The sequence below is a fragment of the Pseudomonas sp. LSJ-87 genome, assembly GCF_032971465.1.
GTDB classification, from domain to species: Bacteria; Pseudomonadota; Gammaproteobacteria; order Pseudomonadales; family Pseudomonadaceae; genus Aquipseudomonas; species Aquipseudomonas putida_Z.
In genome coordinates, this window is the sequence record NZ_JAWJYQ010000061.1 from 1 (window position 1) to 23,215 (window position 23,215).

A 23,215-nucleotide genomic window follows, 5' to 3' on the forward strand; every position below is an offset into this window, starting at 1 on the left:
TTTAGAAATTGAGCAAGACAGTTGCTCCCACAATCAACCTCAGGCCACTGGAATAGCCGGGTCAGCCGCTGCCAGCGCTGCAGCACGATCGGCCGCCGGCGGATAGATCCACACGGTATTGATCTGCGCCTTCAACACCTTGGCCTCGGCCTTGTCTTCCGGTGGCGACACCGTGCGTTCCCACCCTTCGGTATACACCGCCCCCCAGGCCCCAAGGTCCAGGCAGGTCACGTACTTGGGCTGGCTGTAGGTCTTCGGTGCCACGCCAATCAGCTCGGCCGCCGCATTGTTGCCCGCATGACGCCCCAGCGGAATCGCATGCTGGCAGGACATCACCGCGTAATTGCCAGCCTCGTCGCAGGCGGCGTAGGCCACATCACCTGCTGCGTACACGGCATCATTGCCTTTCACCTTGAGATTGCCATCGACATGCAAGCGGCCCTGGCGGTCGCGCTCGCCACTGATCTGCTCGGTGAGTGGGTTGGCCTTGAAACCCACGGTCCAGATCACCGTGCTGGCGTCGATGCGCTGGCCGTTGTCCAGCAGCACGCCGGCAGGGTCGACCGAGGCTACCGTGGCGCCACAGATCCACTCCACGCCCAGGGCCTCGGAGGCCTGCTCGATGGCGGGGCGGATGCCGTCACCCAGGGCCGCGCCAATCCTCGCCCCACGGTCGACCACCACCACGCGCAACGCCGTGTCCTCGCCAAGTATTTCGCGCAGGCGGGTTGGCAGTTCGGTGGCAGTCTCGATGCCGGTAAAGCCACCGCCGGCCACCACCACGGTATTGCGCGCGGGTGTGTCGGGCAGGTTCGCCAGTGACTTCAGGTGGGTTTCCAGGCGCGCGGCGCTGTCGAGCTTGTCGACATCGAACACATGCTCGATGCCGACCATGTCGGGCCGGTTGAGCACGCTGCCGCAGGCCATGATCAGGCGGTCGTAGGGCAGGGCGCACTGGGTACCGCTGCGGGTGCGGTAGCTGACGCGGCGGGCCGCTTCATCGATGTGGAAGGCCGTGCCCTGCACGAAGCGGACGTTGACGGCATCGAACAGCTCTTGCAACGGCGCGGCCATGGCATGGACGTCGGGCTCGTAGAAGCGCGGGCGCACATGCAGCTCGGCCTGGGGTGCAAGCAAGGTGACCTCGACATCCCTGCGGCCATGGAGGTCAAGCTGGCGGACGGCGCTGAGCGCGCTCCACAGGCCGGCAAAGCCCGCGCCAATGATCAGGATCTGCTTCATGGTTGTGCTCCTCTGAAGTTCGGGTAACAAGGTAGACCCTGTTGCTGGATGTTGGGGAGCGAGCATGCTTCAGAATGTTGGCGGCGTGATCACCCAGATCACCACGGCATCCACCTCGCCGGGGTTGCCATAGCGGTGCGGTTCCTGGCTCGAGAAGCTGAAACTGTCCCCTTCACCCAGCTGGAAATGCCGCTCGCCCACCCACAGCTCGAAGCTGCCGCTGAGGATGTAGCCGGCCTCTTCACCGTCGTGGCTGTAGCTCTGCTGGCTGTAGCTGCCCGGAGGGAAGCGCGAATGCAGGATTTCCAGCTGGCGGTTGGGCTGGGGCGTGAGCAGTTGATCGACGATGCCATCTTCGTAATGCACGCTCAGGCGGCTGTTGCGCCGTACCACATAGCCCTGGTCCTCGGGCGCAGTGGTGGCTTCGCTGGCGAAGAACCACTGGATGGTCACCCCCAGGCTGCGGGCGATGTTGAACAGCGCCGGAATCGATGGATAGGAGAGGTTGCGCTCCAGCTGGCTGATGTAGCCAGCGGTCAGTTCACTGTGCGTGGCCAGCTCCGCCAGGGTCATGCCACGGCGTTTGCGCAGGCCGCGAATGCGGCTGCCGAGAAACTGCGGCGCGGCGCCCCCGGCTTCGCTGGCGGGGGGCTGGGGGAGTTGGCTCATGCACGTCGGTCCATCGTGGAAAGCCGCAGTATGTACAGCCTCAGAGCGCCCAGGCAACCGTCAGGCCATCGTGAATCGCTTCCTCGGCGGTACGCGGCGCCAGGCAGTCGCCAATGCGGCGCACCTCGACCAGGCCGGCCAGCTCCGTGGCCAGGCGGTCTTCCGGTTGATGGCCCAGGCACAGTACCAGGGTGTCGATACCTTCGAAGATCATCGGTTCGCCGCTGGCGGTGTGCTGCAGGTACACCGTGTTGTCGTCGCTGCCATACAGGCGGGCATATGGTGTGACGGGAATACCCAGGCGATGCAGCTCGCCGGCCAGTTGGTCGCGCACGTACAGCGGCAGGCTTTCGCCGCAATGGGTGCCATTGACCGCCAGTTGCACCTGGTGGCCCTCGCGTACCAGGCGTTCGGCGATGCCTGGGCCGATCCAGTCGCAGCGCCAGTCGATCACCAGCACCGAGCGCCCCGGTTTTGCTTCATTGCGCAGTATTTGCCAGGCATCCACCACCTGTAGCTCACCGGTGCGCTCGAAGGCCGGCCAGTAGGGGGTGGCACCGGTGGCCGCGATCACCAGGTCGGGGCGTTCTCGTTCGACCAGTGCGCGGTCGACCCGGGTGTTGCGCACTACTTCCACGCCTGCCAGGGCCATTTCCCGCTGCAGGTTGGTACTGGCGCCACCGAACTCGCTGCGCCGTGGCAGCAACTGGGCCAGCAGCACCTGGCCACCGAGCTGCGGGCCAGCCTCGTACAGCGTGACCTGATGCCCACGCGCAGCGGCCACGGCGGCGGCTTTCATGCCAGCGGGCCCGCCACCGGCCACGAGGATGCGCTTGGGGTGGGTGGTGATGGTCAGTTGCCCGTACTGCAATTCGCGGCCGGTTTCCGGCCGCTGGATGCAGGAAATGGGCAGGCCACGGTGGAAGTGCCCGATGCAAGCCTGGTTGCAGGCGATACAGGCACGTACGTCCTCGACCTGGCCATGCTCAGTCTTGTTCGGCATCTGCGGGTCGCAGATCAGCGCACGGGTCATGCCGCAGACATCGGCCTGGCCACGGGCCAGGATCAGTTCGGCTTCCTGGGGCTGGTTGATACGCCCGGTGACGAACAGCGGGATGCCCAGGTGCTGCTTGAAGGTGCCGGCCTCCCGGGCCAGGTAGGCCGGTTGAATGGCCATCGGCGGCACGATATGCACGGCGCCGCCCAGCGATGCCGACGTGCCGGCAACGATGTGCAGGTAGTCGAGCTGGCCCTGCAAGGCAACCGCTGCAGCCAGCGATTCGTCCTCGCTCAGCCCCTGGCTGTCGCGCTCGTCGGCACTGATGCGCAGGCCGATGATGAACTGCTCGTCGGTGGCCGCGCGTACGGCGGCCAGCACTTCGCGCAGGAACCGCAGGCGCTGCTCGAGCTCACCGTTGTAGCCATCCGTGCGCTGGTTTACCCGCGGGTTGAGGAACTGCGCAGGCAGGTAGCCATGGCTGGCGACCACTTCAACGCCATCCAGCCCGGCCTGGTGCAGGCGGCGGGCAGCGCTGGCATAGCCCTGGACGATCTCGTCGATCATTGCCTGGTCCAGCGCGCGCGGCATCACCCGGAAGCGTTCATTGGGCACCGCGGACGCCGAGTAGGCCACCGCCAGCAAGCCGTCCGCCGACTCCATGATCTCCCGCCCGGGGTGGAACAGTTGCGACAGCACCACGGTGCCATGCTCATGGCAGGCCTCGGCAAGCTGGCGATAGCCGTCGATGCAGGCATCGTCGGTGGCCATCAGCACATGCGAGGTGTAGCGGGCGCTGTCATGCACCCCGGCCACCTGCAGCACGATCAGGCCGACGCCACCGGCGGCGCGGGCGCGCTGGTAGGCGATGAGCTTGTCGTTGACCAGGTTGTCGGTAGGCAGGCAGGTGTCGTGGCCGGTGGACATGATGCGGTTCTTCAAGCGTTTGCCGCGGATCTGCAAGGCTTCGAACAGGTGAGGGAAGGCGGTCTGCATACAGGCGGCTCCGGTGCGGTGTTGTTCTTGTTTTTGTATGAAAGTGTAGCGTCAGTAAAAAATCAACTTGTTTTTTTACTGGTCGACGACTAGGTTTTTCTCACCCTCATGGCGAGGGCGTGACCTCACAACAACAAGAAAACGGGCCCTTCGGGCACCGACAGGAGGCAACTACGATGCAGGTATTCCCACGTGTAAGCAGCCTTTGCGCAGCGTTGCTGGCCATGGGCCTGGGCAGTGCGCAAGCGGCACCGCAGATGGTCGTGGTCGGCTATGGTGGTGCCGGCCAGAAAGCCCAGGACGAGGCGATCTTCAAACCGTTCAGTGCCCAGGATGGCAGCAAGCTGATCCAGAGCGAGTACAACGGCGAAATGGCACGGATCCAGGTAATGGCCGATACCGGCAATGTCGACTGGGACGTGGTGCAGATCGAAGGGCCTGACCTGATGCGTGGCTGCGACGAGGGCATTTACGAGCAGTTGGACTGGCAGCGCATGGGCCATGCGGGTGAACTGATCGCCGACGCGGCACAAGCCTGCGGCTCGGCCGCGCTGGTATGGAGCGTGGCCATTGCCTATGACCGCAGCAAGCTGGCCCAGGCGCCTGCGTCGTGGGCCGACTTCTGGGACGTGAACAAGTACCCGGGCAAGCGCGGCCTGCGCAAGCGTGCGGTGTACAACCTGGAGTTCGCCCTGCTCGCCGACGGGGTCAAGATCGAGGATGTATACAAGGTACTGGCCACTCCGGCCGGGGTCGAGCGTGCCTTTGCCAAACTCAGCGAACTCAAGCCGCATATCCAGTGGTGGGACGCCGGCGCCCAGCCTGCCCAGTGGCTGGCGGCGGGTGACGTGGTGATGACCTCGACCTACAGCGGGCGCATCGCCGTGGCGGCCCAGCAGGGCAGCCCGCTGGCAGTGGTCTGGCCTGGCAGCCTGTATGGCATGGATTACTGGGCGATCATCAAGGGCTCGCGGCATGTCGACCAGGCCAAGCGGCTGATCGCCTTCGCCAACCAGCCGGATACCCAGGTGCGTTATGTGCAGCAGATCCCCTATGGGCCGACCAACACCCAGGCGGCAGCGAAGCTCGACCCGTCCCTGGCCAGTTGGGTGCCTACTTCGCCGCAGAACCTGCAGGGGGCGTTGGCGATGAATGTGGAATTCTGGGTCGACCATGGCGAAGAGCTGGAACAGCGCTTCAATGCGTGGGCCAGCAAATAGCGTTCTGCAAAGGAATAACGATGATGACCGCAACGGAACAAAGCCTGCGCCAGGAGCTGGCCGCCTGCTATCGGCTGATCGCCCACTTCCGCATGAGCGACCTGATCTTCACCCATATTTCCCTGCGCCTGCCGGGGCCGGAGCACCACTTCCTGATCAACCCATACGGCTTGCTGTTCGATGAGATCACGGCCTCCAGCCTGGTGAAGATCGACCTGCAAGGCCGGCCAGTGGAAGCGACGCCGCACCCGGTCAACCCGGCCGGTTTCGTCATCCACAGCGCCATCCATGCTGCCCGCGAGGATGCCCGTTGTGTGCTGCACACCCACACCCGGGCAGGTTGTGCGGTGGCGGCGCTGGAATGTGGGCTGCTGCCGCTCAACCAGATGTCCATGGAGTTTTATGGCAAGGTCGCGTACCACGCCTATGAAGGGATTGCGCTGGACATGGATGAGCAGCGAAGGCTGGTAGCCGACCTGGGCGACAAGCCGGTGATGATCCTGCGTAACCATGGCCTGCTGACCACCGGGCGCAGCGTGGCCGAAGCGTTCCTGCGCATGTACTACCTGGAGAAGGCGTGCGAGATCCAGTTGGCGGCACAGAGTGCCGGGCAGGTGATGTTACCGCCCGCCGAAGTGTGTAGGCATACCGAGCGGCAGTTCAATGATCCGGGGCGGGGGTTGAAGCAGGGCGAGCTGGCGGATGCGGATGCGCTGCAGCTGGCGTGGGCGGCGTTGTTGCGGATGCTGGAGCGAGTCGCGCCGGACTATCGTCGTTGACATTGGCGTGCTCGCGGTGAAAGCCGTCTTGCCCTCGCATCGCGTTTGCGGCGCGAGGGCAAGACGTTTCTACGTTGATGGCGAGAGGGCTCAGTGTGCGTCAGGCACGATCATCGCTGGCGGTGCCTCTTGCGCCCGACGCCGCGCCACCCAGTAGTACAGCACGCTCGGCACTACCAGGCCGATCAGCCACGAGATATCCACACCGCCAAGGTGCGCGACCAGCGGCCCTGTGTACAGTTTGGTGTCGATGAACGGCATCTGTATCAGCACGCCCAAGGTGTAGACGATGATTCCAGGCCAGTTCCAGCGGCCGTATCGGCCTTGCGGGTCGGCGAGGGCGGGGATGTCGTAACGCTCCTTGGTGATGAAGTAGTAGTCGACCAGGTTGACCGCGCTCCATGGCACGAAGAACGTCAGCAGGAAGAGGATGAAGGACTTGAACGCGCTGAGAAACGAATGCTGGCCAAGCAAGGCCACCAGGGTGGCGGCGCCGACGATGCCCAGTACGAACAGCAGGCGTTGCGCACGGCTGATCGCCAAGTGGCCGCGGAAGCCACTGATGATGGTTGCAATGCACATGAAGCTGCCATAAGAGTTCAGCGTCGAGATGGTGACCTTGCCAAAGGCGATGCAAAAATACAGCAGCGCTGCGGTGCTACCGGCGCCACCCAGGCCGACGATGTAGGCCACTTCGTGACCGGAGAACTGGGCACCGGCGATGGCGGCGGCGAACACCCCGAGGATCATGGATGCCTGGGCACCGATCACCGAGCCCAGGCCTGCGGCGAGGAAGGTCCTCACTGGCGATGTACTGCTTGGCAGATAGCGCGAGTAGTCGGCTACATAGGGGCCGAAGGCGATCTGCCAGGACGCAGCCAGTGATACGGCGAGCAGGAACGATGCCCAACTGAAGTGGCGGTTGTCGAGTAACTGCCCGATGTCGGCCAGCATCATGATGCGACTGAACAGGTAGACGAAGGCAATGATGCCCAGCACGCTGGCGATTCGGCCGATCCAGTGGATCACCCGGTATCCGGCCAGGGTGGCGAGCACGATTATGCTGGCGAATATCAGGATGCCAGTGCTGTCGCTGACGTCGAGCAATTGGCCGATTGCCTGTCCGGAGAGCACCGTGCCGGTGGCGGTGAAGCCCAGGTACATCAGGCATACCAGCACCATCGGTATGGCCGCGCCGTAGACCCCGAACTGCACGCGGCTGGAAATCATCTGCGGCAGCCCCAGACGAGGACCTTGAGCGGCATGAAGGGCCATGACCGCGCCGCCGATCAATTGACCGAGCAGCAGGCCGATCAGCGACCAGAACACGTCGCCACCGAGCACCACGGCCAGGGCGCCGGTCACGATTGCCGTGATCTGCAGGTTGGCTCCGAGCCACAGGGTGAACTGACTGTACACGCGTCCATGGCGTTCAGTCTCGGGTATGTAGTCGATCGAGCGCCGCTCGAGTACGGGTTTGCTGGACATTCAGTGGCTCCGCTTCATTGTTTTTGTGTAAGCGAGTCAGTCATCGGCGGGACGCAAGGCGGATGACCTCGCATGATATGAGCATGTATATACAAGTGCGGTCAAGCCATCTCTTGCGAGTGAAACAGTCGTGCTGTTGCGCAATGATGGGTTGCAACTGTGCTGGTCCCTGTCGAAGGAATAGCCTTATGCTGTAACGAAATATGTCTAGAAAGCTTGAAGAAGGATGTCGCAATGCCGCTCAAGGACCTGCTCATCGCCCTGGTGGTGATTGTTGCCTGGGGAGTCAACTTCGTGGTCATCAAGGTTGGCCTCGATGGGTTGCCGCCGATGCTGCTGGGGGCATTGCGCTTCTTGCTGGTGGCGTTCCCGGCGATCCTGCTGGTCAAGCGGCCCAAGCTGCCCTGGCGCTGGCTGATCGCCTATGGTGCGACCATTTCGTTGGGCCAGTTCGCTTTCCTGTTCCAGGCCATGTACAGCGGCATGCCGCCAGGGTTGGCCTCGCTGATCCTGCAGTCGCAGGCGTTCTTCACCCTCGGCTTTGCCGCGCTGTTCCTTGGCGAGCGGCTGCGCCTGGCCAGCGTGCTGGGGCTGCTGGTGGCCGCCAGCGGCCTGGCGCTTATCGGCAGCGAAGACGGCGGGCATGTGCCGATGCTGGCGCTGGTGCTGACCCTGTGTGCCGGCGCCATGTGGGGCATGGGCAACATCATTACCCGGCGCTTTGGCTCGGTTGACCTGGTGGCGCTGGTGATCTGGGGCGGGTTGATTCCGCCACTGCCGTTCCTGGCATTGTCCTGGTGGCTGGAGGGGCCGGAGCGTATTGGCCATGCCCTTGCCAATATCAGCTGGAGTTCGGTGTTGGCCCTGGCTTACCTGGCGTTTGTCGCCACCATGCTCGGCTACAGCCTGTGGAGCAAGCTGCTGTCGCGCCACCCGGCCGGCAAGGTGGCGCCGTTCTCGCTGCTGGTGCCAGTGATTGGCCTGAGTTCGTCGGCGTTGTTGCTGGGCGAGCGTTTGACCGCGACCCAGGGCTGGGGCGCATTGCTGGTGATGGCAGGTTTGCTGGTGAACGTGTTCGGCGCAAGGCTTGGGCGCCGGTTAAAAGCTGTCAGCGCGTAGCTGACTCTGTGGGAGCGGCCTTGCGTCGCGAAAGGGCTGCGAAGCGGCCCCGGGTTTCTGCATGCTGTTGAGATCCTGGGGCCGCGTTGCGGCCCTTTCGCGACGCAAGGCCGCTCCCACAAATGCGCGTTGCAAACAGGGCGCTCTGTTAGAATCGGCCTCTTTTGCCAGGCCAATGGAGTGCACCCCATGATCATTTCCACCACCAGCCAGCTCGAAGGCCGCCCGATTGCCGAATACCTGGGCGTGGTCAGCTCCGAATCGGTGCAGGGCATCAACTTCGTGCGCGATTTCTTTGCACGTTTTCGCGACTTCTTCGGTGGCCGTTCGCAAACCCTGGAAAGCGCACTGCGCGAAGCCCGGGAACAGGCCACCGAAGAACTGAAGGCGCGGGCACGCCAGTTGCAAGCCGATGCGGTAGTGGGGGTGGATTTCGAGATCAGCATGCCGTCGGTACAGGGCGGCATGGTCGTGGTATTTGCTACCGGCACAGCGGTGCGCCTGAAGTAGAGCGTCTGCCGCTGGTCGGGTCCAGGGCTTAGGTCCGGGCGGTCCGCAAATGACCAGCTAGTCTCACCTTCACAGGTCGCGTTTGGTGGAGCAACTGTTCTGGTTGCCGGCGCGTCCGCCACTGGAGGGAGACAGGGCATGAGCGAATCCTTTTTCGAAGACCTGAACGACGCGTTCCCCATCAACAGCCAGGTGCGTTGCGGCCAGGCGGCATTCCGCCTGGGCTTCGCCCACATGACGCTGGATGATTCCGAACAGCTCCAGCCTGCACACCTGCAGCGCAGCAAAAAAGGCCGCTTCATGCCGCGGGTTCCGCTGAAGAAGTGATCCCGCTCCAGCACAACCCCGCCGAATGGCGGGGTTTTTATTGCCATTTCTTGATCCGCCTCATGGCATTGCCGGGTAGCGCTCGCAGGATGGCCGAGGCTGTGGTTTTCTTGCGCGGCATTCCAGCAACGGAGGATTGAATGCTCATGCGAGTCAGGGAAGAGACCTATTGGCAATGGGCCGACGCCCAGTTGCACAGCCGCTGCCACGACGAAGCACTCAGTGACGGCACCACGCTGGACGTGCAGGTGCGCTTGTCGCGCCTGGGGGCGACCCAGCTGTTCCTGGGGCTGTATGCCGGGGATGGACGAGCATTGCTGGAGGAGTATTACCCCGCACGGCCAGGCGAGACCATGACCCGCGCCCTGGTGTGGGGTGTCGACCGTGCCCGGGCGATGGCAACCGGCGCCTTGCCGCTGCCAGCGCCCCGCAGCCAGCGGCGCCAGGCATGAAAAAGCCCGGCCTATGCGGGCCGGGCTCAGGTAAGGGTGGGAACCCTCAGTTGAGCGGTTCGATCACCTTGACTGCCTGCTGCTCACGGGCAGCGGGCCATTCTTGTTGCAGGGTCTGCAGGACGCGGCCAACGAACTCGGTGTCGGCGGCGGCCTTCTTGCCGACGTAGCCTTGGCCACGGCGGTAGACCTTGAAGCGGGCACGCATGCTGGGCAGGTGCTCTTCGAATTCATCTTCGACGGTGTTCGGTGGCAGGCGGTCGAGGCGCACTTCACCGGTCTGGCTGACCCACAGCAGATGGTCGTCAAGGCTGTCCTTGCGTACGGCGAACAGCTGGGCCAATTGGTCGATAGTCGGATTGTTGTTCAAGTTCATCATAAAGCCCCCATTACCCATTCGTAGGTGATTTTTCACAGTTGGCGCTACCAGGTGTAGCGCACTACCAAGGCTGCTACAGCAGCATCGCAACAGGGGCTTTCTCACGCTGCCTTTTGGACAGTTTCCCTCTCCACGGACGGCCTGCGTTACCGCGCAGGCCGTCTGGAACACCCTTGCCACCGCTCCCGATCAGGGAGACGGCTTCATCATGCCCAAGGGCGATGAACGGCGTCAACCATTTTGTAGTGAATATTTTTAGCCACTACATCGTGTCGTTTTGTTCGACAATCGCTGCCCGCACTAAAGCCCGGACAGAATGTCGAAGGCCGCGCGCACCCGGGCTTCGTTCGGGTAATTTCGGTTGGCCAGCAACACCACGGCCAGCTGTTCGGCGGGTACGAACGCGGCGTAGGCGCCGAAACCATTGGTCGAGCCGGTCTTGTTGTACCAGGCTGCCGGCAGCGGCGGCAGGGCTGGTTGCAAGCGCGTGGTTGCCTGCGGTTCACGGATAAGCTGCGGGCCGTTGCCATCGACCAGTGTGCCCAGCGTGACCGGGTAGGGGTAACGCTCCCAGCCCAGGCCCTGGGTCATGGCGCCGACCTGGAAGTAGCCCCGCTGGGTAATGGCCGTGGCTTGCGCCAACGCCGGCGGCAGCCCCTCCGGCTGCATGTGCAGGCGCACATAGCGCAGCAGGTCGCTGGCGCTGGTCTTGATGCCGTAGGCTTCGTCGGCGTAAGGGCCGGGGCCGACACGCACCGGTTTGTCGGCACTGTCGTAGCCCTGGGCATACAACCCCTGGGCGCTGGCCGGGACCTGCAGATAGGTGTTTTCCAGGCCCATCTGTTTCAGCAGGCCCTCGCTCATCAGCGTGGAAAACGGCTGATGCTGCGCGCGGGCGGCCAGGTCACCGAACAGGCCCAGGCTGGGGTTCGAGTAGCAGCGCTGGGTGCCAGGTTTGGCGCGGGGTTGCCAGTGCCGGAAGAAATCGACCACCTGCTGCGGCGTCTGCACCGCATCCGGGAACTGCAATGGCAGGCAGTCGGCACTGTAGGCGCCCAGCTCCAGCACGCTTGCGTCGCCGATGGGGGCGCCGGCGAGGGCCGGGTGATAGCGCTTGGCCGGGGCATCGAGGTCCAGCTTGCCTTCGGCACTGGCCAGTGCGGCCAAAGTGGCCGTGTAGGTCTTGCTCAGCGAGCCGATCTCGAACAGCGTGTCGCGGCTGACCGGCACATTGTCGGCCTTGCTGGCCACGCCATAGCTGAAGTAGTGCGCGTGGTTGCGAGCATAGATGGCCACGGCCATGCCGGTGATGCCTTGCTCCTGCATCAGCGGGCGGATGATCTGGTCGACCTTGGCCTGCAACTGGTCGTCGGCCTGGGCGGCACTGTAGTCCAGGGTGAGCGTGATGGCGGCTGCAAGTGCAGCCAGGCGGGAGAGGGGCATGAGCGGGTCCTGTGCTGGAGCGTGTCCGTTGAGCGACACCGGTGGGGGTTCCGGCGTTAGCGGCGAAAAACCGAAGACCTTATCGTCTGCCCTTGCACAATGACAAGACGGAAACTGTGATGAAGTATTTGCGCATGTTATTCGACAATTTCACCCTGGCCTTGCTCGGGGTGGTGCTGATTGCCACCGTGCTGCCTTGCTCGGGCGACGGCGCGGTGTACTTTGGTTGGCTGACCAACCTGGCCATCGGCCTGCTGTTCTTCCTGCACGGCGCCAAGCTGTCGCGCGAGGCTATCATCGCCGGTGCCGGGCACTGGCGCCTGCACTTGCTGGTGTTCTCCTGCACCTTCGTGCTGTTCCCGTTGCTGGGCCTGGCGTTCAAGCCACTGTTCGTGCCGCTGGTGGGCAACGAGCTGTACCTGGGCGTGCTCTACCTGTGTGCCTTGCCGGCCACCGTGCAGTCGGCCATCGCCTTCACCTCGCTGGCGCGTGGCAACGTGCCAGCGGCCATTTGCAGCGCGGCGGCATCCAGCCTGCTGGGTATCTTCCTCACGCCGTTGCTGGTGATGATGTTGCTGGGGGCCAGCGGCGATACCGGTTCCGGCCTGGATGCGGTGCTGAAGATCACCCTGCAGCTGCTGGTACCGTTCGTGGCCGGGCAGGTCGCCCGGCGCTGGATCGGTGCGTGGGTCAAGCGCAATGCGCGTTGGCTCAAGGTGGTGGACCAGGGCTCGATCCTGCTGGTGGTCTACACCGCGTTCAGCGAGGCGGTGGTCACCGGGCTGTGGCACACGGTATCGCCGCAGCACCTGGCCGGGTTGTTTGCCGTGTGCGGGATTTTGCTGGCAGTGGTGCTGTACGGTACCCGGCTGCTCGGCAAGCTGCTGGGCTTTGACCTGGAGGACCGCATTACCATCCTGTTCGCCGGTTCGAAGAAGAGCCTGGCTACCGGGGTGCCAATGGCGCAGGTGTTGTTCGTCGGCAGTGGCATTGGCGCGATGATCCTGCCGCTGATGCTGTTCCACCAGATCCAGCTGATGGTCTGTGCGGTGCTGGCGCAGCGTTATGCCAGCCGTGAGCAGGTGGCTGAAGAAGCTTCTGCGGCATCCTGACAGGGCCCTATCGCCGGCAAGCCAGCTCCCACCTCGACCGCACAGCTCTCAAGGCCTGTGCAGTCCCTGTGGGAGCTGGCTTGCCGGCGAAGGGCTGCAAAGCAGCCCCTGGCTTATCTAGCCTGCCCCGAACCACGCTCGCGCAGCGCCTTGCTTACCTCGCCCTCGATCTTGTAGGCCGGCGCTTCCAGGTCGTCGTAATTGCGCGTGTAGCGCCGGGCGAACTCTTCCACACCCAGTTGCTGATACTGCTGCACATGCTTGAGCTCGTGTGCCCACAACGCCACGTTGTCCTCGGCATCGGCGGGGCGGCGGAAGATGATCGTGTCGATCAGCGTCACGGCGTTCACGTCGGGGTTCTGCAGCAGCGCATTGGCTGCGCTCATCTGCTGTTCGTCACCCACCCGGAAGCGCGCCGCGTCGAGCACGGCAAAGTCGTACCAGGGTTCGAGTTGCGCACGGATATGCAACGGGATCGGCTCGACGCCGCTGGCGGTGGCTTCGTCGCGGGCCTGCTGCAAGGCGTAGGTCAGGCTGGACGAAGCCAGCACTTCCACGTCCTTGAAAATCTGCCCGGCCTGCCCAGGGTCGATGGGCGCACAGAAACACCCCATCAGGCACACCTGGTACTGCCCTGGCGGGCAGGCCTGTTCGGCCAGTGCAGGCAAGCTCAGCAGTAGCCCCAGCAGTAGACTAATCCGCTTCATGCAGGGCCTTCTCGACAAAGTGGCGGCTGGCGTCCAGTACCTGCGACTGCACGCTTTCCGTGGCCAACATGCGCCCGACCAGCAAGGCACCGACGCACTGGCTGATCAGCACCCAGGCCAATTCGCTGTCTTCCAGGGTCGCGCTCCATGCCTGGTGCAGCTCCACCAGCCAATGCTCGGCCACGGCGCGTACGGGTGCTTCGGCCCGGGCAATCTCCACCCCCAATGGCGGCAGCGGGCAGCCACCTTCGGCATTGTGCAGGTGGGCCAGGCTCAGGTACTGCTGCAGGCAACGGCCCAGGCGTTCGCGGCTGGCGCCCTGGTTGGCCAGGCGCGCCAGCGGGCTGTTGCACAGCTCCTGCCGCACTACCTCGGTGAACAGGTCGTCCTTGGACGGGAAGTGGTTGTAGAAGGCGCCGCCGGTCAGGCCGATCGCCTTCATCAGCCCGGCCACGCCGGTGCTGGAAAAACCCCCGCGTTTGGCCAGCGCGCCGCTGCTGGCCAGCAGCCGCTCGCGGGTTTGCTGCTTGTGTTCGTTGGTGTAGCGCATTCAGTTGCCTCTGCAGGCGGGCTTGACGGTGGCGGCGATCATAACATAGCGTTCGTTTACTAAACGATCATTCACCAATGGAGGCAGGCATGACAGAACAACAAAAAGTGGTGCTCGTGATTGGCGCCGGGGATGCTACCGGCGGCGAGATCGCCAAGCGCTTTGCCCGCGAGGGCTACATTGCCTGTGTTACCCGGCGCCAGGCTGACAAGCTGCAGCCGCTGCTGGACGAAATCCGCGCTGCCGGCGGCCAGGCCCACGGGTTTGGCTCCGATGCGCGCAAGGAGGAGGAGGTGGCGGCGCTGGTCGAAACCATCGAGCGTGATATCGGCCCGATCGAAGCGTTTGTGTTCAATATCGGTGCCAATGTGCCCTGTAGCATTCTCGAGGAAACCCCGCGCAAATACTTCAAGATCTGGGAGATGGCCTGTTTTGCCGGTTTCCTCACCGCACAGGCGGTGGCCCGGCGCATGGTCCAGCGCGAGCGCGGCACCATCCTGTTCACCGGCGCCACTGCCGGCACCCGTGGCGCGGCGGGCTTTGCGGCATTCGCCGGGGCCAAGCACGCCTTGCGCGCCCTGGCCCAGAGCATGGCGCGCGAGCTGGGGCCGCGGAACATCCATGTCGCCCACGTGGTGGTTGACGGGGCCATCGACACCGCCTTCATCCGTGACACGTTCCCCGAGCGCTACGCCCTCAAGGAGCAGGATGGCATCCTCGACCCGGCCCACATCGCCGACAGCTACTGGTTCCTGCACGCCCAGCCCCGCGACGCCTGGACCTTCGAGCTGGACCTGCGCCCCTGGATGGAACGTTGGTAAGCCCCTTTCTCCGAGCAAGGACCCTAACCATGCACAAGACTGTCGATTTCTTTTTTGACCTGGGCAGCCCGGCCAGCTATCTGGCCTGGACGCAACTGCCTGGCCTGTGTGCCCGCCAGGGTGCCACGCTGCGCTACCGGCCGATGCTGCTGGGCGGGGTTTTCCAGGCCACCGGCAACGCCTCGCCGGTGATGATCCCGGCCAAGGGCCGTTACATGTTCACCGACCTGGCGCGCTTCGCCGCGCGCTATGGGGTACCGTTCGAGTTGCCGCCGGGGTTCCCGGTCAATACCTTGACCCTGATGCGCGGGGCAGTGGGCACCCAGCTGCGTTCGCCGGAGCGGTTCGAGGCGTTGCTGGCGGTGCTGTTCAATGGGCTGTTTGCGCAGCGCCGCAACCTGGGCGATAACGCTGTCCTCGACGACACGCTGAGCCAAGGCGGCTTCGACCCGCAGGCCTTTCGCGCGCTGGCGGGTGATGACGAGGTGAAGGCCGCGCTCAGGCACGCGACCGAAGAGGCAGTGGAGCGCGGGGTGTTCGGCGCGCCGACCTGCTTTGTCGGTGACGAGATGTTCTTCGGGCAGGACCGCCTGGACTTTGTCGAAGAGGCCCTGCGTAAGGGCGCCGACAGCCCGTCCTGAATGCGCGCTCCCACAGGGTTGGCGCTTTCCCTGTGGGAGCGGCTTCAGCCGCGAACACCGGCGAAGCCGGTGCCATCCCCCACACATAAAGCAATCAGAAATTCGCCGGGGTATTGGCGCTGATGATCTCGGCCTCGTCCGGGCCGATGTTCTTGAAACTGTGCGGCAGGGTAGTGGGGATGTAGTACCCGTCGCCCGAGTTGAGCACGCTCACCTGGCCATCGACCCACAACTCGACGGTGCCGCGGGTGACCAGGCCACACTCTTCACCCTCGGCATGCACGATCGGTTCGCCCGAATCGGCGCCCGGTGCATACAGTTCACGCAGCATGCGCATCTGCCGGCCTTCGACACTGGCGCCGACCAGCAGCATGCGCAGGCCGTTGCGGCCCAGGTCTGGCTGCTCGCCGCCACGGAACACGTAGCGCTCTTCGCGCACCGGCTCGTCGAAACTGAAGAACTCCGCCAGGCTCATCGGAATGCCTTCGAGCAGTTTTTTCAGGGAGCTGACCGAAGGGCTGACGCGATTCTGCTCGATCTGCGAGATCGTCGAATTGGTCAGCCCGCTGCGGCGGGCCAGTTCCCGTTGGGAGAGGTTGTTGCGTTCACGCACCAGTTTGAGTCGCGTCCCCGTGTCCATAGCCGCCTTGTAATCAGAGGTGTCAATAATAATGAGCGATGCGCATTAAAACACACTCTGCGCGCTTGCGCGCTGTGCTTGTCAGGCCCGCTGATCGCGGGGCATCGGCCATGACCCGACCAGCAGCAACAGCGCCGCCACCGCCAGGAACGGCAAGCGTGGATCGACGGCATAAACCAGGGTGCCGGCCAGCGGCCCGATCACTGCGCCCATGCCCTGGGCAGCACCGATGGAGCCGGCCGTGGCGCCTTGCTCGGAGGCGTGCATGGCATTGGCCGCCAGCGCCGAAAACGCCGGGAAGACGAAGCCCATGCCCGCCGCCGCGACAAAGTAGCAAGCCCACAGCCAAGGCGCTGTGGTCGCCAGCGAGCCGCAGGCAAAGCCCAGGGCCGAAACCGTGGCGCCGACCCGGATCATCTTCAACGGCGGCCATTCCAGCTGGCGCAGCAGCACCTGCGCCAGGATCAGCGCCACACCCACCGTGGTCAGGGCGATGCCGGCTGCCTGGGCCGCCTCGGCAGGGCCCAGGTGCAGGCGGTCGAGGGCAAAGAAGCCGACGATGATCTGCGATACCGTGACACTGAGCATGGCACTGAACGCCACCAGCAAAGGTCGGCGCAGGCGCGGGTCGTTCAGCCGCACCGGGCTGGGGGCATGGCTGTGCGGCAGCGTCTGCGGCTTGAGGGTGAACAGCAGGACCAGAAAGGCACTGGCCGGCAGCAGCGACATGATATGGAACGGCAGGCTCAGGCTATGCCGCGCCAGCAGCGCCGCCAGCGCCGGCCCCACCACCAGGCCGACGGCATTGGCCGCCCCCAGCGAGGCCATGGCCCGGGCCCGGCGTTGCGGTTCGACATGGTCGGCGATCAGCGCATTGCAGCCCACCGGGATGGCAGCATAGAAGGCGCCGATACAGCCGCGCGCGACCATCAGGCCGATAAAGGCCAAGGTCGCCCCCGGCAGCCAGCGCAGCGCACCTTCGACGAACAGGCACAGCAGCCAGTAGGCCAGGGTGAAACCGGCGCTGCCCAGCAGCAGGATGCGCCGACGTCCCAGGCGGTCTGCGGCGCGCCCCCAGGGCCGGGCCAGCAGCACCCAGACCACGCCCGCCACGGTCACGGCGGCACCGGCTTGCCAGGTGGCCATGCCGAGCTGGCGGGCGATCGGGCCGATCAGGGCGACGAAGGCCATCATCGACATGGTACAGGCCATGTTGGCCAGCAGCAGGGGGCGCAAGTCCAGGGTACTGGCGGGTGCGAGTGTGGCAGGATCCTTTGCGACATTCATAGGGCAGTCCAGGGCGGTACGGCAAATAGAAAGCCGATCTTGTTGGGAATTATTATCGATTGTCTACCCCCTGGGCTGCCGAGCTTCATTCGCTGCGGCGCAGTGGGCCAGGCCACATGCTACGCAACACGCCATCGCGGCGCACCCACGCGTGCATCAAGGCCGCACCCACATGCACCAGCACCGTGGCGAACAGCAGGTAGCCGGCCCAGCCGTGGGCCTGGCGCAGCACGGCGTACAACTGCAGGTCATGCGGGGCAATCGCCGGCAAGCCCAGCGGGCGGGGATAGCCACCGGCCGACAGCATGGCCCAGCCCAGCAGCGGCATGGCCAGCATCAGCCCATAAAGCAGCAGGTGCGAGGCCCCGGCTGCCCAGCGTTGCAGTGTGGGCAGGTCGTGCGGCAGGGCTGGGTGGGGCAGGGCCAGGCGAACGGCGATGCGCAGCAGCACCAGCACCAGCAGGGCCAGGCCGGTTGCCTTGTGCAACCCGATCAGCACGGGGTGGCGCGGCGACAGGTCGGCGACCATGCTCACACCGATGAACAACATGGCCAGGATCAGCACGGCCATCAGCCAGTGCAACAGGCGGGCGAGGGGGTGGAAGGCGTCGGTTTTCATGGGTGGGCTCCGGTGCCGAGCGATTCGCGGCTGCGGCGGTTGAAGGATTCCGAGTAGGCGGCCGAACGGGCGGCGAGGATCGGGTCGGCGGAGGCCTGGATGCCCCGGGGCAGGATCAGTGGGTCGAAGTTGAGGTCACGGCAGGCACCTTGCTCGGGGCCGTCGACCTGCTCCAGTACCAGCGTGCCGGCGTCCACGCTGCGTCGTTCGGCAGGCCAGGGGCTGGCCGGGTCGTCCACCGCATCGCCAGGTTCCGCCAGCACCAGGCGCAGGGTCCAGCGCAGCGGGCCTTGGGCCAGCCTTTGCTGCAGGTCGTGCTGCAGGAACTGTTTGTCATCGACCTGGGCAGGCAGGGCGGCAAACGCTGTTTGCGGCTCCAGTTGCCAACGCACGGGGTGGGCCGCGCCGCTTGCGTCGATCAGGCGGAAGGCGTTGATGCTGTGGTACTGCGTGCTGGCGAAGCTGTTGCTGGGCTTGTAGCCTGCCGCCCATTGGCGAAACGCCGCGCTTTCCGGGTGGGCGGCGAAGAACGCCTGCAGTCTGCCCGGGTCCGGCTTGCCGGTGGCCGGGTCTGGCGCCCCTGCCAGCACCTGTTCATAGAAGGCTTGTGGCGTGCTTACCGCCAGCACCGGCGGGTTGTTCATGCCGGTACGCCAGACCTGCCCGTCGTCGGTGCTAAGTTCGATGGCCAGGCTGCGCACGGGTATGCCGGTATCCGGCGCGAACGGGTTGGCGCCGCCGATGGCGAAGCGGCCGATCACCGGCACCCGCGGCTGGCTGAAAGCCCGTGCCGTGGACAGGCTGGCGGCTTGCCCGCTGGGCTGGAAGTAGCCGCTGACGCACAGGCCCTTGGCGTGGTTCTTGCGGTAACCCGGGTAATGCCCGGCCTGGGCTTCGAAGGTGTCGATGATGCGCTGCGGGGTCAGGCGGGTTTCGCCAAGCCAGCCGGCAGCATAGGCGAAGGCGGCGCCCGCGCCCAGCATCACGGCGCCGATGGCGGCCAGGCGCAGGGCCTTAGCCGGGCCGTGCAGAGGTGAGTTCATGGTCATTGTCCGGTTCGGTGAAGGTGCCGGTACGACGGCGCAGGGAAAAACTTATTCCATTGCCGGGAATAGATTTTCCTCACAGGCGTCTGCCTCTTACACTGACAGCCCCAGAGGCCGGGACTTTGCCATGCATGATCTGGACGACCACCAGTGGCGCGAGCTGCTGGCCCGCCTGCGCCGCTTTGCCGTGTGGCTGACCCGCGAGCCGGGCAGCGCCGACGACCTGGTGCAGGCCACGGTCGAGCGGGCCTTGAGCCGGCGCGACCAGCAACGCGACGCCGATGCCCTGCGGGCCTGGCTGTTCACCATCCTTTATCGGCTGTTCCTCGACGGTAAGCGCCGCGAGCGCCTGCATGCGCGCTGGCTTTCCTGGTTCGGCCGTGGCGAGCGCGACGACGAGCCGGTTGGCGGCAACCTCGAGGCCATTGTCCTGGCCCAGGCCGACCTGCAGGCTTTCGCCCGGCTCACGGCAGAACAGCGTGCGCTGTTGCTGCTGGTCAGCATCGAGGGTTTGAGCTACAAGGAGGCCGCCCAGGCCCTGGGTATCCCTATTGGCACTGTGATGTCGCGCCTGTCGCGCGCCCGCAATGCCTTGCGCGAACTGACCGAGGGCAGCCCCCAGCCCCCGGCCTTGCGGAGACTGAAATGACGCGCCTGATCCCCAGCGAAGACGAACTGCATGCTTATGTCGACGAGCGCCTGGAGCTTGAGCGCCGGGCCGAGGTGCAGGCCTGGCTGGCGGCCAACCCGCAGGCCGCGGCCAAGGTCGAGGGTTGGCGTGCCGACGCCCGCCGCCTGCGTACGGCACTGGCCGGGTTTGGCGAAGTGCCCGGGGCGGCGCAGCTGGACCTGGGGCAGTTGCGCCGGCAATTGCGCCAACGCCGCCAGCGCCGCTGGGCCACGGCGGCGGTGATGCTGCTGGCGTTGGGTGTGGGTGGCCTGGGTGGGTGGCAGGTGCGCGACGCGACCTTGGCGCGTGCCGACCTGCCGATGGCTGATGCCGTCCAGGCACACCGCTTGTTTGCCGGCAGCCAGGCGCTGGATATCCAGGCCAGCGACCCGGGCCAGTTGCGCGACTGGCTGGGGCGCCACTTCAGCCGCGTGGGCCAGTTGCCGGACCTGGCGGGCTACGGCTTCAAGCCGGTGGGCGCGCGCCTGCTGAGCAATGAGCAGGGGCCGGCGGCGTTGCTGGTGTTCGAGGATGGCAAGGGCCAGCGCATCAGCCTGTTCCTGCGCTCACCAGGTGATCAATATCGGCGCATGCCGGACGGGCAGCGGGTAGATGGCCAGCTGGAGGCGCGGTATTGGTCGCATGGGGCCTACAACTTTGCCCTGGTCAGCGCGGCGGACGATGTGCGCGGGGCGGGGGTGGGGGAGGCGTTGCGGTTGGGTTTGTAACCGATGCGCGGTCCCTGTAAGAGCGGCCTTGTGTCGCGAAAGGGCCGCAACGCGGCCCCAGGATGTCAGCTTCGATGCACAATTTGCTGGGGCCGCTATGCGGCCCTATCGCGACACAAGGCCGATTACAGCGGGTAGTGCTTCAATTCCCGAGCAATCAGCATCCGCTGGATCTCGCTAGACCCTTCATAGATCTGCGTGATCCGCGCATCGCGGTAGTAACGCTCCACCGGGTAATCCTCCAGGTAGCCATACCCGCCATGTACCTGGATCGCCATCGAGCACACCCGCTCGGCCATCTCCGAGGCGAACAGCTTGGCCTGCGAGGCCTCCGACAGGCACGGCTTGCCGGCGCTGCGCAGGCGCGCGGCATGCAGGATCAGCAAGCGCGCGGCATTCACCTGCACCTGCATGTCGGCCAGCAGGTTGGCGATGCTCTGGTGTTCGTTGATCGGCTTGCCGAACTGCACCCGATCACGCGAGTAGGCCAACGCCGCCTCGAACGCGGCGCGGGCAATGCCCAGTGCCTGGGCAGCAATGCCGATACGGCCGCCCTCGAGGTTGGACAGGGCGATGGCCAGGCCCTTGCCACGCTCACCGAGGATGTTGGCGGCAGGGATGCGGCAGTTGTCGAAGGTGACCGCGCAGGTGTCGGAAGCGCGGATGCCCATCTTGTGCTCGCTGCGATCGACCTTGAAGCCCGGGTTGTCGGTGGGCACCAGGAATGCCGACAGGCCCTTTTTGCCCAGCTCCGGGTCGGTTACCGCGAAGACGATGGCCAACCCGGCGCGGCGGGCGTTGCTGACGAACTGCTTGGCGCCGTTTATCACCCACTGGCCATCCACCAGTTCGGCGCGGGTGCGCAGGTTGTGCGCCTCGGAACCGGCCTGTGGCTCGGTCAGGCAGAAGCAGCCGATCACCTCGCCGGTGGCCAGGCGTGGCAGCCACTGCTGTTGCTGTTCGGCCGTGCCGTAGGCCAGCAGCGGGCCGCAGCCCACCGAGTTGTGGATGCTCATCATCGCTCCGGTGGCACCGCAGCCGGCGGCGATCTCTTCCACCGCCAGGGCGTAGGCGACGTAGTCGGTGTAGCTGCCGCCAAAGTCTTCCGGCACCACCATGCCCAGCAGGCCCAGTTCGCCCATCTTGCGCACCACGCCATCGTCGATCCAGCCGGCCTTTTCCCAGGCCTGGGCATGCGGGGCGATCTCGCCACGGGCAAAGTCCCGGGCCATGTCACGGATCATGATCTGTTCTTCGCTCAGTTCCAGGTCTTGCATCTGTGTACTCCCGGGCTCACAGGCCTTCGAAGAATTGGTCGACCCGCTGGCGTTGCAACGCGGCCAGGGTCGGCGGGTTCCAGCGTGGCTGCTTGTCCTTGTCGATGATCAGCGCGCGCACGCCTTCGATGATGTCGCCGTGCTGGAACCACTGGCGGTCCAGGTGCAGCTCCATGGCAAAGCAGTCGTCAAGGCTCAGGTGGCGACCCCGGCGCAGCATCTCCAGAGTAACCGCCATGGCCAGCGGCGAGCGGCTTTCCAGCTGGTCGGCGGTGGCCACGGCCCAGGCGTGGCTGTCGCCAATGCTCACCGCACGCAGTTGCTCGACGATGGCAGGCACGTCGGGCAGGGCGAAGAAGTGGTCGATGACCGGGCGCAGTTTTTCCAGCGGCGCATCGTCGAGCACCTGGGTGCCGAGCCTGGCCAGCAGGTTCTGCAGGTCCTTGAGTGGGTTGTCGCCGAAACTGAGCTGGTTCAGGCCCTGATCGAGGGTGGCGATCTGGTCGCTGGGCAGGTACCAGTTGGCCAGGCCGCAATACAGCGCATCGGCTGCCTGTATCTGGCTGCCGCTGACGCCCAGGTAGATGCCCAGTTCGCCGGGGATGCGCGACAGGAAATAGCTGCCACCCACATCCGGGAAATAGCCGATGCCCACTTCAGGCATGCCCAAGCGGCTGCGTTCGGTGACCACGCGCAGGTCGCAGCCCTGGGCCAGGCCCATGCCGCCACCGAGGGTGAAGCCGTCCATCAGCACCAGCACCGGCTTGCGGTAGCGGTGGATGGCCAGGTCAAGGGCGTATTCCTCGACGAAGAAGGTTTCATGCAGCGTTTCGCCGGCCTTGAAGCTGTCGTGCAGCGAGCGGATATCGCCACCGGCGCAGAAACCCTTGGGCCCCTCGCCACGCAGTACCACGGCGTGCACGTGCGGGTCTTCGGCCCACAGGTCAAGGTGCTGGCGCAGGCTGCGGACCATGTCCAGGGTCAGGGCATTGAGGCCGGCGGGGCGGTTCAGGGTCAGATGGCCGATCTGGTTGCGGACCTCGGCCAGCACATGGTCGGTTGCCAAGGTATGAGCGTGCGCAGTCATTGCGTTCTCCCTGCTTTGTTATTGATTTTCCAAGTGAAGTCTGGAGTTCGCTGGAGGATCGCAGGATCCTGTCATGCGAATTTGCCTTGCACAATCGACAAATCTGCAGGGGGATTCTGCATTTTTGTCTTGTGTGGCGATAACGCCACTCTAGCAAGGTTTCAGGTTGGCCGGGCTGGCCCTATCGCCGGCAAGCCAGCTCCCACAGCTACCGCACAACTTTCAAGGCCTGCGCTGTACCTGTGGGAGCTGGCTTGCCGGCGATAGGGCCATGAGCGACAGCGCATAGGCTAAATCGTTACCCTGACCGTAACGATCAGTGCCTGAGCTTGATTGATGCGCAACCACCCCAGCCCTAAGGTGACCCCCACGACAGCGAACCCGTGGAGTCACCATGACAACAACCAAG

25 protein-coding genes are annotated in these 23,215 nt (G+C 65.0%); 11 read left to right on the top strand and 14 right to left on the bottom strand.

The window, feature by feature from the left end; genetic code table 11:
- Positions 1–39: 39 nt before the first annotated feature.
- From RYH74_RS24470 to RYH74_RS24480, 3 genes are all read right to left on the bottom strand, one after another.
- Positions 40–1,242 (bottom strand): NAD(P)/FAD-dependent oxidoreductase, encoded by a 1,203-nt coding sequence (locus RYH74_RS24470; protein WP_317410407.1) that lies wholly within the window; start codon positions 1,240–1,242, stop codon positions 40–42.
- A 69-nt stretch (positions 1,243–1,311) separates the two neighbouring features.
- Positions 1,312–1,911, bottom strand: a complete 600-nt coding sequence (locus tag RYH74_RS24475; RefSeq protein ID WP_025339404.1) for a helix-turn-helix domain-containing protein — start codon at positions 1,909–1,911, stop codon at positions 1,312–1,314.
- A gap of 40 nt (positions 1,912–1,951) precedes the next feature.
- Complete coding sequence (locus RYH74_RS24480) at positions 1,952–3,904, bottom strand: FAD-dependent oxidoreductase (RefSeq protein WP_075045387.1); 1,953 nt, start codon at positions 3,902–3,904, stop codon at positions 1,952–1,954.
- A gap of 176 nt (positions 3,905–4,080) precedes the next feature.
- Here RYH74_RS24480 and RYH74_RS24485 point away from each other — a divergent pair, with 176 nt between their 5' ends.
- Both RYH74_RS24485 and RYH74_RS24490 read left to right on the top strand, forming a co-directional pair.
- Entirely contained in the window at positions 4,081–5,124 is a 1,044-nt protein-coding gene (locus RYH74_RS24485) for an ABC transporter substrate-binding protein (protein WP_075045386.1), read from the top strand.
- Between the two features lie 23 nt (positions 5,125–5,147).
- A complete protein-coding gene (locus tag RYH74_RS24490) occupies positions 5,148–5,903 on the top strand; it encodes a class II aldolase/adducin family protein (RefSeq protein ID WP_075046987.1) in 756 nt (251 codons plus the stop codon).
- A gap of 90 nt (positions 5,904–5,993) precedes the next feature.
- Here the strand turns inward: RYH74_RS24490 and RYH74_RS24495 are convergent, their stop codons facing one another.
- Positions 5,994–7,391, bottom strand: coding sequence for a purine-cytosine permease family protein (locus RYH74_RS24495; protein ID WP_075045385.1), 1,398 nt, complete (start codon positions 7,389–7,391; stop codon positions 5,994–5,996).
- Between the two features lie 234 nt (positions 7,392–7,625).
- On the opposite strand from RYH74_RS24495, the gene RYH74_RS24500 reads away from it, so the two are divergent.
- The 4 genes from RYH74_RS24500 (at position 7,626) to RYH74_RS24515 (ending at position 9,799) form a co-directional block, all read left to right on the top strand.
- The gene (locus RYH74_RS24500; protein ID WP_075045384.1) at positions 7,626–8,510 is read left to right on the top strand and encodes an EamA family transporter; all 885 of its coding nucleotides are present in this window, start codon (positions 7,626–7,628) and stop codon (positions 8,508–8,510) included.
- Between the two features lie 189 nt (positions 8,511–8,699).
- On the top strand, positions 8,700–9,020 hold the full coding sequence (locus RYH74_RS24505) for a YbjQ family protein (RefSeq protein ID WP_003258990.1): 321 nt from the start codon (positions 8,700–8,702) through the stop codon (positions 9,018–9,020).
- A gap of 138 nt (positions 9,021–9,158) precedes the next feature.
- Entirely contained in the window at positions 9,159–9,347 is a 189-nt protein-coding gene (locus RYH74_RS24510) for a hypothetical protein (RefSeq protein WP_003253897.1), read from the top strand.
- Between the two features lie 140 nt (positions 9,348–9,487).
- The gene (locus RYH74_RS24515; protein WP_025339398.1) at positions 9,488–9,799 is read left to right on the top strand and encodes a hypothetical protein; all 312 of its coding nucleotides are present in this window, start codon (positions 9,488–9,490) and stop codon (positions 9,797–9,799) included.
- 46 nt (positions 9,800–9,845) lie between these two features.
- Here the strand turns inward: RYH74_RS24515 and RYH74_RS24520 are convergent, their stop codons facing one another.
- Positions 9,846–10,178 (bottom strand): hypothetical protein, encoded by a 333-nt coding sequence (locus tag RYH74_RS24520; protein ID WP_003253895.1) that lies wholly within the window; start codon positions 10,176–10,178, stop codon positions 9,846–9,848.
- A 300-nt stretch (positions 10,179–10,478) separates the two neighbouring features.
- Positions 10,479–11,621: a class C beta-lactamase gene (gene ampC, locus RYH74_RS24525; RefSeq protein ID WP_075045383.1), complete on the bottom strand. Its 1,143-nt coding sequence runs from the start codon at positions 11,619–11,621 to the stop codon at positions 10,479–10,481.
- A gap of 119 nt (positions 11,622–11,740) precedes the next feature.
- Between ampC and RYH74_RS24530 the strand changes: the two genes are divergently transcribed.
- The gene (locus tag RYH74_RS24530; RefSeq protein WP_015270181.1) at positions 11,741–12,733 is read left to right on the top strand and encodes a bile acid:sodium symporter family protein; all 993 of its coding nucleotides are present in this window, start codon (positions 11,741–11,743) and stop codon (positions 12,731–12,733) included.
- 113 nt (positions 12,734–12,846) lie between these two features.
- Here RYH74_RS24530 and RYH74_RS24535 read toward each other — a convergent pair whose 3' ends face one another.
- The gene (locus RYH74_RS24535; RefSeq protein WP_085616665.1) at positions 12,847–13,440 is read right to left on the bottom strand and encodes a DUF4157 domain-containing protein; all 594 of its coding nucleotides are present in this window, start codon (positions 13,438–13,440) and stop codon (positions 12,847–12,849) included.
- Positions 13,427–13,990: a TetR/AcrR family transcriptional regulator gene (locus RYH74_RS24540; RefSeq protein WP_054573115.1), complete on the bottom strand. Its 564-nt coding sequence runs from the start codon at positions 13,988–13,990 to the stop codon at positions 13,427–13,429. The genes RYH74_RS24535 and RYH74_RS24540 overlap by 14 nt, the downstream gene beginning before the upstream one ends.
- Before the next feature lie 89 nt (positions 13,991–14,079).
- On the opposite strand from RYH74_RS24540, the gene RYH74_RS24545 reads away from it, so the two are divergent.
- Positions 14,080–14,811, top strand: coding sequence for an SDR family oxidoreductase (locus RYH74_RS24545; protein ID WP_317410420.1), 732 nt, complete (start codon positions 14,080–14,082; stop codon positions 14,809–14,811).
- Positions 14,812–14,840: 29 nt separating this feature from the next.
- The gene (locus RYH74_RS24550; RefSeq protein WP_317410421.1) at positions 14,841–15,452 is read left to right on the top strand and encodes a 2-hydroxychromene-2-carboxylate isomerase; all 612 of its coding nucleotides are present in this window, start codon (positions 14,841–14,843) and stop codon (positions 15,450–15,452) included.
- A gap of 94 nt (positions 15,453–15,546) precedes the next feature.
- Here the strand turns inward: RYH74_RS24550 and RYH74_RS24555 are convergent, their stop codons facing one another.
- From RYH74_RS24555 to RYH74_RS24570, 4 genes are all read right to left on the bottom strand, one after another.
- Complete coding sequence (locus RYH74_RS24555) at positions 15,547–16,092, bottom strand: cupin domain-containing protein (RefSeq protein WP_003248033.1); 546 nt, start codon at positions 16,090–16,092, stop codon at positions 15,547–15,549.
- 81 nt (positions 16,093–16,173) lie between these two features.
- Entirely contained in the window at positions 16,174–17,379 is a 1,206-nt protein-coding gene (locus RYH74_RS24560; protein WP_317410422.1) for an MFS transporter, read from the bottom strand.
- Between the two features lie 85 nt (positions 17,380–17,464).
- Positions 17,465–17,998 (bottom strand): cytochrome b, encoded by a 534-nt coding sequence (locus RYH74_RS24565; protein WP_085591230.1) that lies wholly within the window; start codon positions 17,996–17,998, stop codon positions 17,465–17,467.
- On the bottom strand, positions 17,995–19,047 hold the full coding sequence (locus tag RYH74_RS24570; protein ID WP_075045377.1) for a catalase family peroxidase: 1,053 nt from the start codon (positions 19,045–19,047) through the stop codon (positions 17,995–17,997). The genes RYH74_RS24565 and RYH74_RS24570 overlap by 4 nt, the downstream gene beginning before the upstream one ends.
- A gap of 124 nt (positions 19,048–19,171) precedes the next feature.
- Here RYH74_RS24570 and RYH74_RS24575 point away from each other — a divergent pair, with 124 nt between their 5' ends.
- Both RYH74_RS24575 and RYH74_RS24580 read left to right on the top strand, forming a co-directional pair.
- The gene (locus RYH74_RS24575; RefSeq protein WP_013972484.1) at positions 19,172–19,693 is read left to right on the top strand and encodes a sigma-70 family RNA polymerase sigma factor; all 522 of its coding nucleotides are present in this window, start codon (positions 19,172–19,174) and stop codon (positions 19,691–19,693) included.
- On the top strand, positions 19,690–20,442 hold the full coding sequence (locus tag RYH74_RS24580) for an anti-sigma factor (RefSeq protein ID WP_317410427.1): 753 nt from the start codon (positions 19,690–19,692) through the stop codon (positions 20,440–20,442). The genes RYH74_RS24575 and RYH74_RS24580 overlap by 4 nt, the downstream gene beginning before the upstream one ends.
- A 125-nt stretch (positions 20,443–20,567) precedes the next feature.
- Here RYH74_RS24580 and RYH74_RS24585 read toward each other — a convergent pair whose 3' ends face one another.
- Positions 20,568–21,719, bottom strand: coding sequence for an acyl-CoA dehydrogenase family protein (locus RYH74_RS24585; protein ID WP_003258582.1), 1,152 nt, complete (start codon positions 21,717–21,719; stop codon positions 20,568–20,570).
- A 16-nt stretch (positions 21,720–21,735) separates the two neighbouring features.
- Positions 21,736–22,806, bottom strand: coding sequence for an enoyl-CoA hydratase/isomerase family protein (locus tag RYH74_RS24590; RefSeq protein WP_317410430.1), 1,071 nt, complete (start codon positions 22,804–22,806; stop codon positions 21,736–21,738).
- Positions 22,807–23,215 lie beyond the last annotated feature (409 nt).

Excerpts from the sequence above, each read along its gene's own strand:
- RYH74_RS24555 (WP_003248033.1), bottom strand. The coding sequence starts at position 16,092 with ATGGACACGGGGACGCGACTCAAACTGGTGCGTGAACGCAACAACCTC.
- RYH74_RS24480 (WP_075045387.1), bottom strand. The coding sequence starts at position 3,904 with ATGCAGACCGCCTTCCCTCACCTGTTCGAAGCCTTGCAGATCCGCGGC.
- RYH74_RS24560 (WP_317410422.1), bottom strand. The coding sequence starts at position 17,379 with ATGAATGTCGCAAAGGATCCTGCCACACTCGCACCCGCCAGTACCCTG.
- RYH74_RS24550 (WP_317410421.1), top strand. The coding sequence starts at position 14,841 with ATGCACAAGACTGTCGATTTCTTTTTTGACCTGGGCAGCCCGGCCAGC.
- RYH74_RS24515 (WP_025339398.1), top strand. The coding sequence starts at position 9,488 with ATGCTCATGCGAGTCAGGGAAGAGACCTATTGGCAATGGGCCGACGCC.
- RYH74_RS24470 (WP_317410407.1), bottom strand. The coding sequence starts at position 1,242 with ATGAAGCAGATCCTGATCATTGGCGCGGGCTTTGCCGGCCTGTGGAGC.
- RYH74_RS24580 (WP_317410427.1), top strand. The coding sequence starts at position 19,690 with ATGACGCGCCTGATCCCCAGCGAAGACGAACTGCATGCTTATGTCGAC.
- RYH74_RS24565 (WP_085591230.1), bottom strand. The coding sequence starts at position 17,998 with ATGAAAACCGACGCCTTCCACCCCCTCGCCCGCCTGTTGCACTGGCTG.
- RYH74_RS24510 (WP_003253897.1), top strand. The coding sequence starts at position 9,159 with ATGAGCGAATCCTTTTTCGAAGACCTGAACGACGCGTTCCCCATCAAC.
- RYH74_RS24575 (WP_013972484.1), top strand. The coding sequence starts at position 19,172 with ATGCATGATCTGGACGACCACCAGTGGCGCGAGCTGCTGGCCCGCCTG.
- RYH74_RS24535 (WP_085616665.1), bottom strand. The coding sequence starts at position 13,440 with ATGAAGCGGATTAGTCTACTGCTGGGGCTACTGCTGAGCTTGCCTGCA.
- RYH74_RS24500 (WP_075045384.1), top strand. The coding sequence starts at position 7,626 with ATGCCGCTCAAGGACCTGCTCATCGCCCTGGTGGTGATTGTTGCCTGG.
- RYH74_RS24570 (WP_075045377.1), bottom strand. The coding sequence starts at position 19,047 with ATGACCATGAACTCACCTCTGCACGGCCCGGCTAAGGCCCTGCGCCTG.
- RYH74_RS24545 (WP_317410420.1), top strand. The coding sequence starts at position 14,080 with ATGACAGAACAACAAAAAGTGGTGCTCGTGATTGGCGCCGGGGATGCT.
- RYH74_RS24590 (WP_317410430.1), bottom strand. The coding sequence starts at position 22,806 with ATGACTGCGCACGCTCATACCTTGGCAACCGACCATGTGCTGGCCGAG.
- RYH74_RS24530 (WP_015270181.1), top strand. The coding sequence starts at position 11,741 with ATGAAGTATTTGCGCATGTTATTCGACAATTTCACCCTGGCCTTGCTC.
- RYH74_RS24490 (WP_075046987.1), top strand. The coding sequence starts at position 5,148 with ATGACCGCAACGGAACAAAGCCTGCGCCAGGAGCTGGCCGCCTGCTAT.
- RYH74_RS24485 (WP_075045386.1), top strand. The coding sequence starts at position 4,081 with ATGCAGGTATTCCCACGTGTAAGCAGCCTTTGCGCAGCGTTGCTGGCC.
- RYH74_RS24475 (WP_025339404.1), bottom strand. The coding sequence starts at position 1,911 with ATGAGCCAACTCCCCCAGCCCCCCGCCAGCGAAGCCGGGGGCGCCGCG.
- RYH74_RS24505 (WP_003258990.1), top strand. The coding sequence starts at position 8,700 with ATGATCATTTCCACCACCAGCCAGCTCGAAGGCCGCCCGATTGCCGAA.
- ampC (WP_075045383.1), bottom strand. The coding sequence starts at position 11,621 with ATGCCCCTCTCCCGCCTGGCTGCACTTGCAGCCGCCATCACGCTCACC.
- RYH74_RS24540 (WP_054573115.1), bottom strand. The coding sequence starts at position 13,990 with ATGCGCTACACCAACGAACACAAGCAGCAAACCCGCGAGCGGCTGCTG.
- RYH74_RS24495 (WP_075045385.1), bottom strand. The coding sequence starts at position 7,391 with ATGTCCAGCAAACCCGTACTCGAGCGGCGCTCGATCGACTACATACCC.
- RYH74_RS24585 (WP_003258582.1), bottom strand. The coding sequence starts at position 21,719 with ATGCAAGACCTGGAACTGAGCGAAGAACAGATCATGATCCGTGACATG.
- RYH74_RS24520 (WP_003253895.1), bottom strand. The coding sequence starts at position 10,178 with ATGATGAACTTGAACAACAATCCGACTATCGACCAATTGGCCCAGCTG.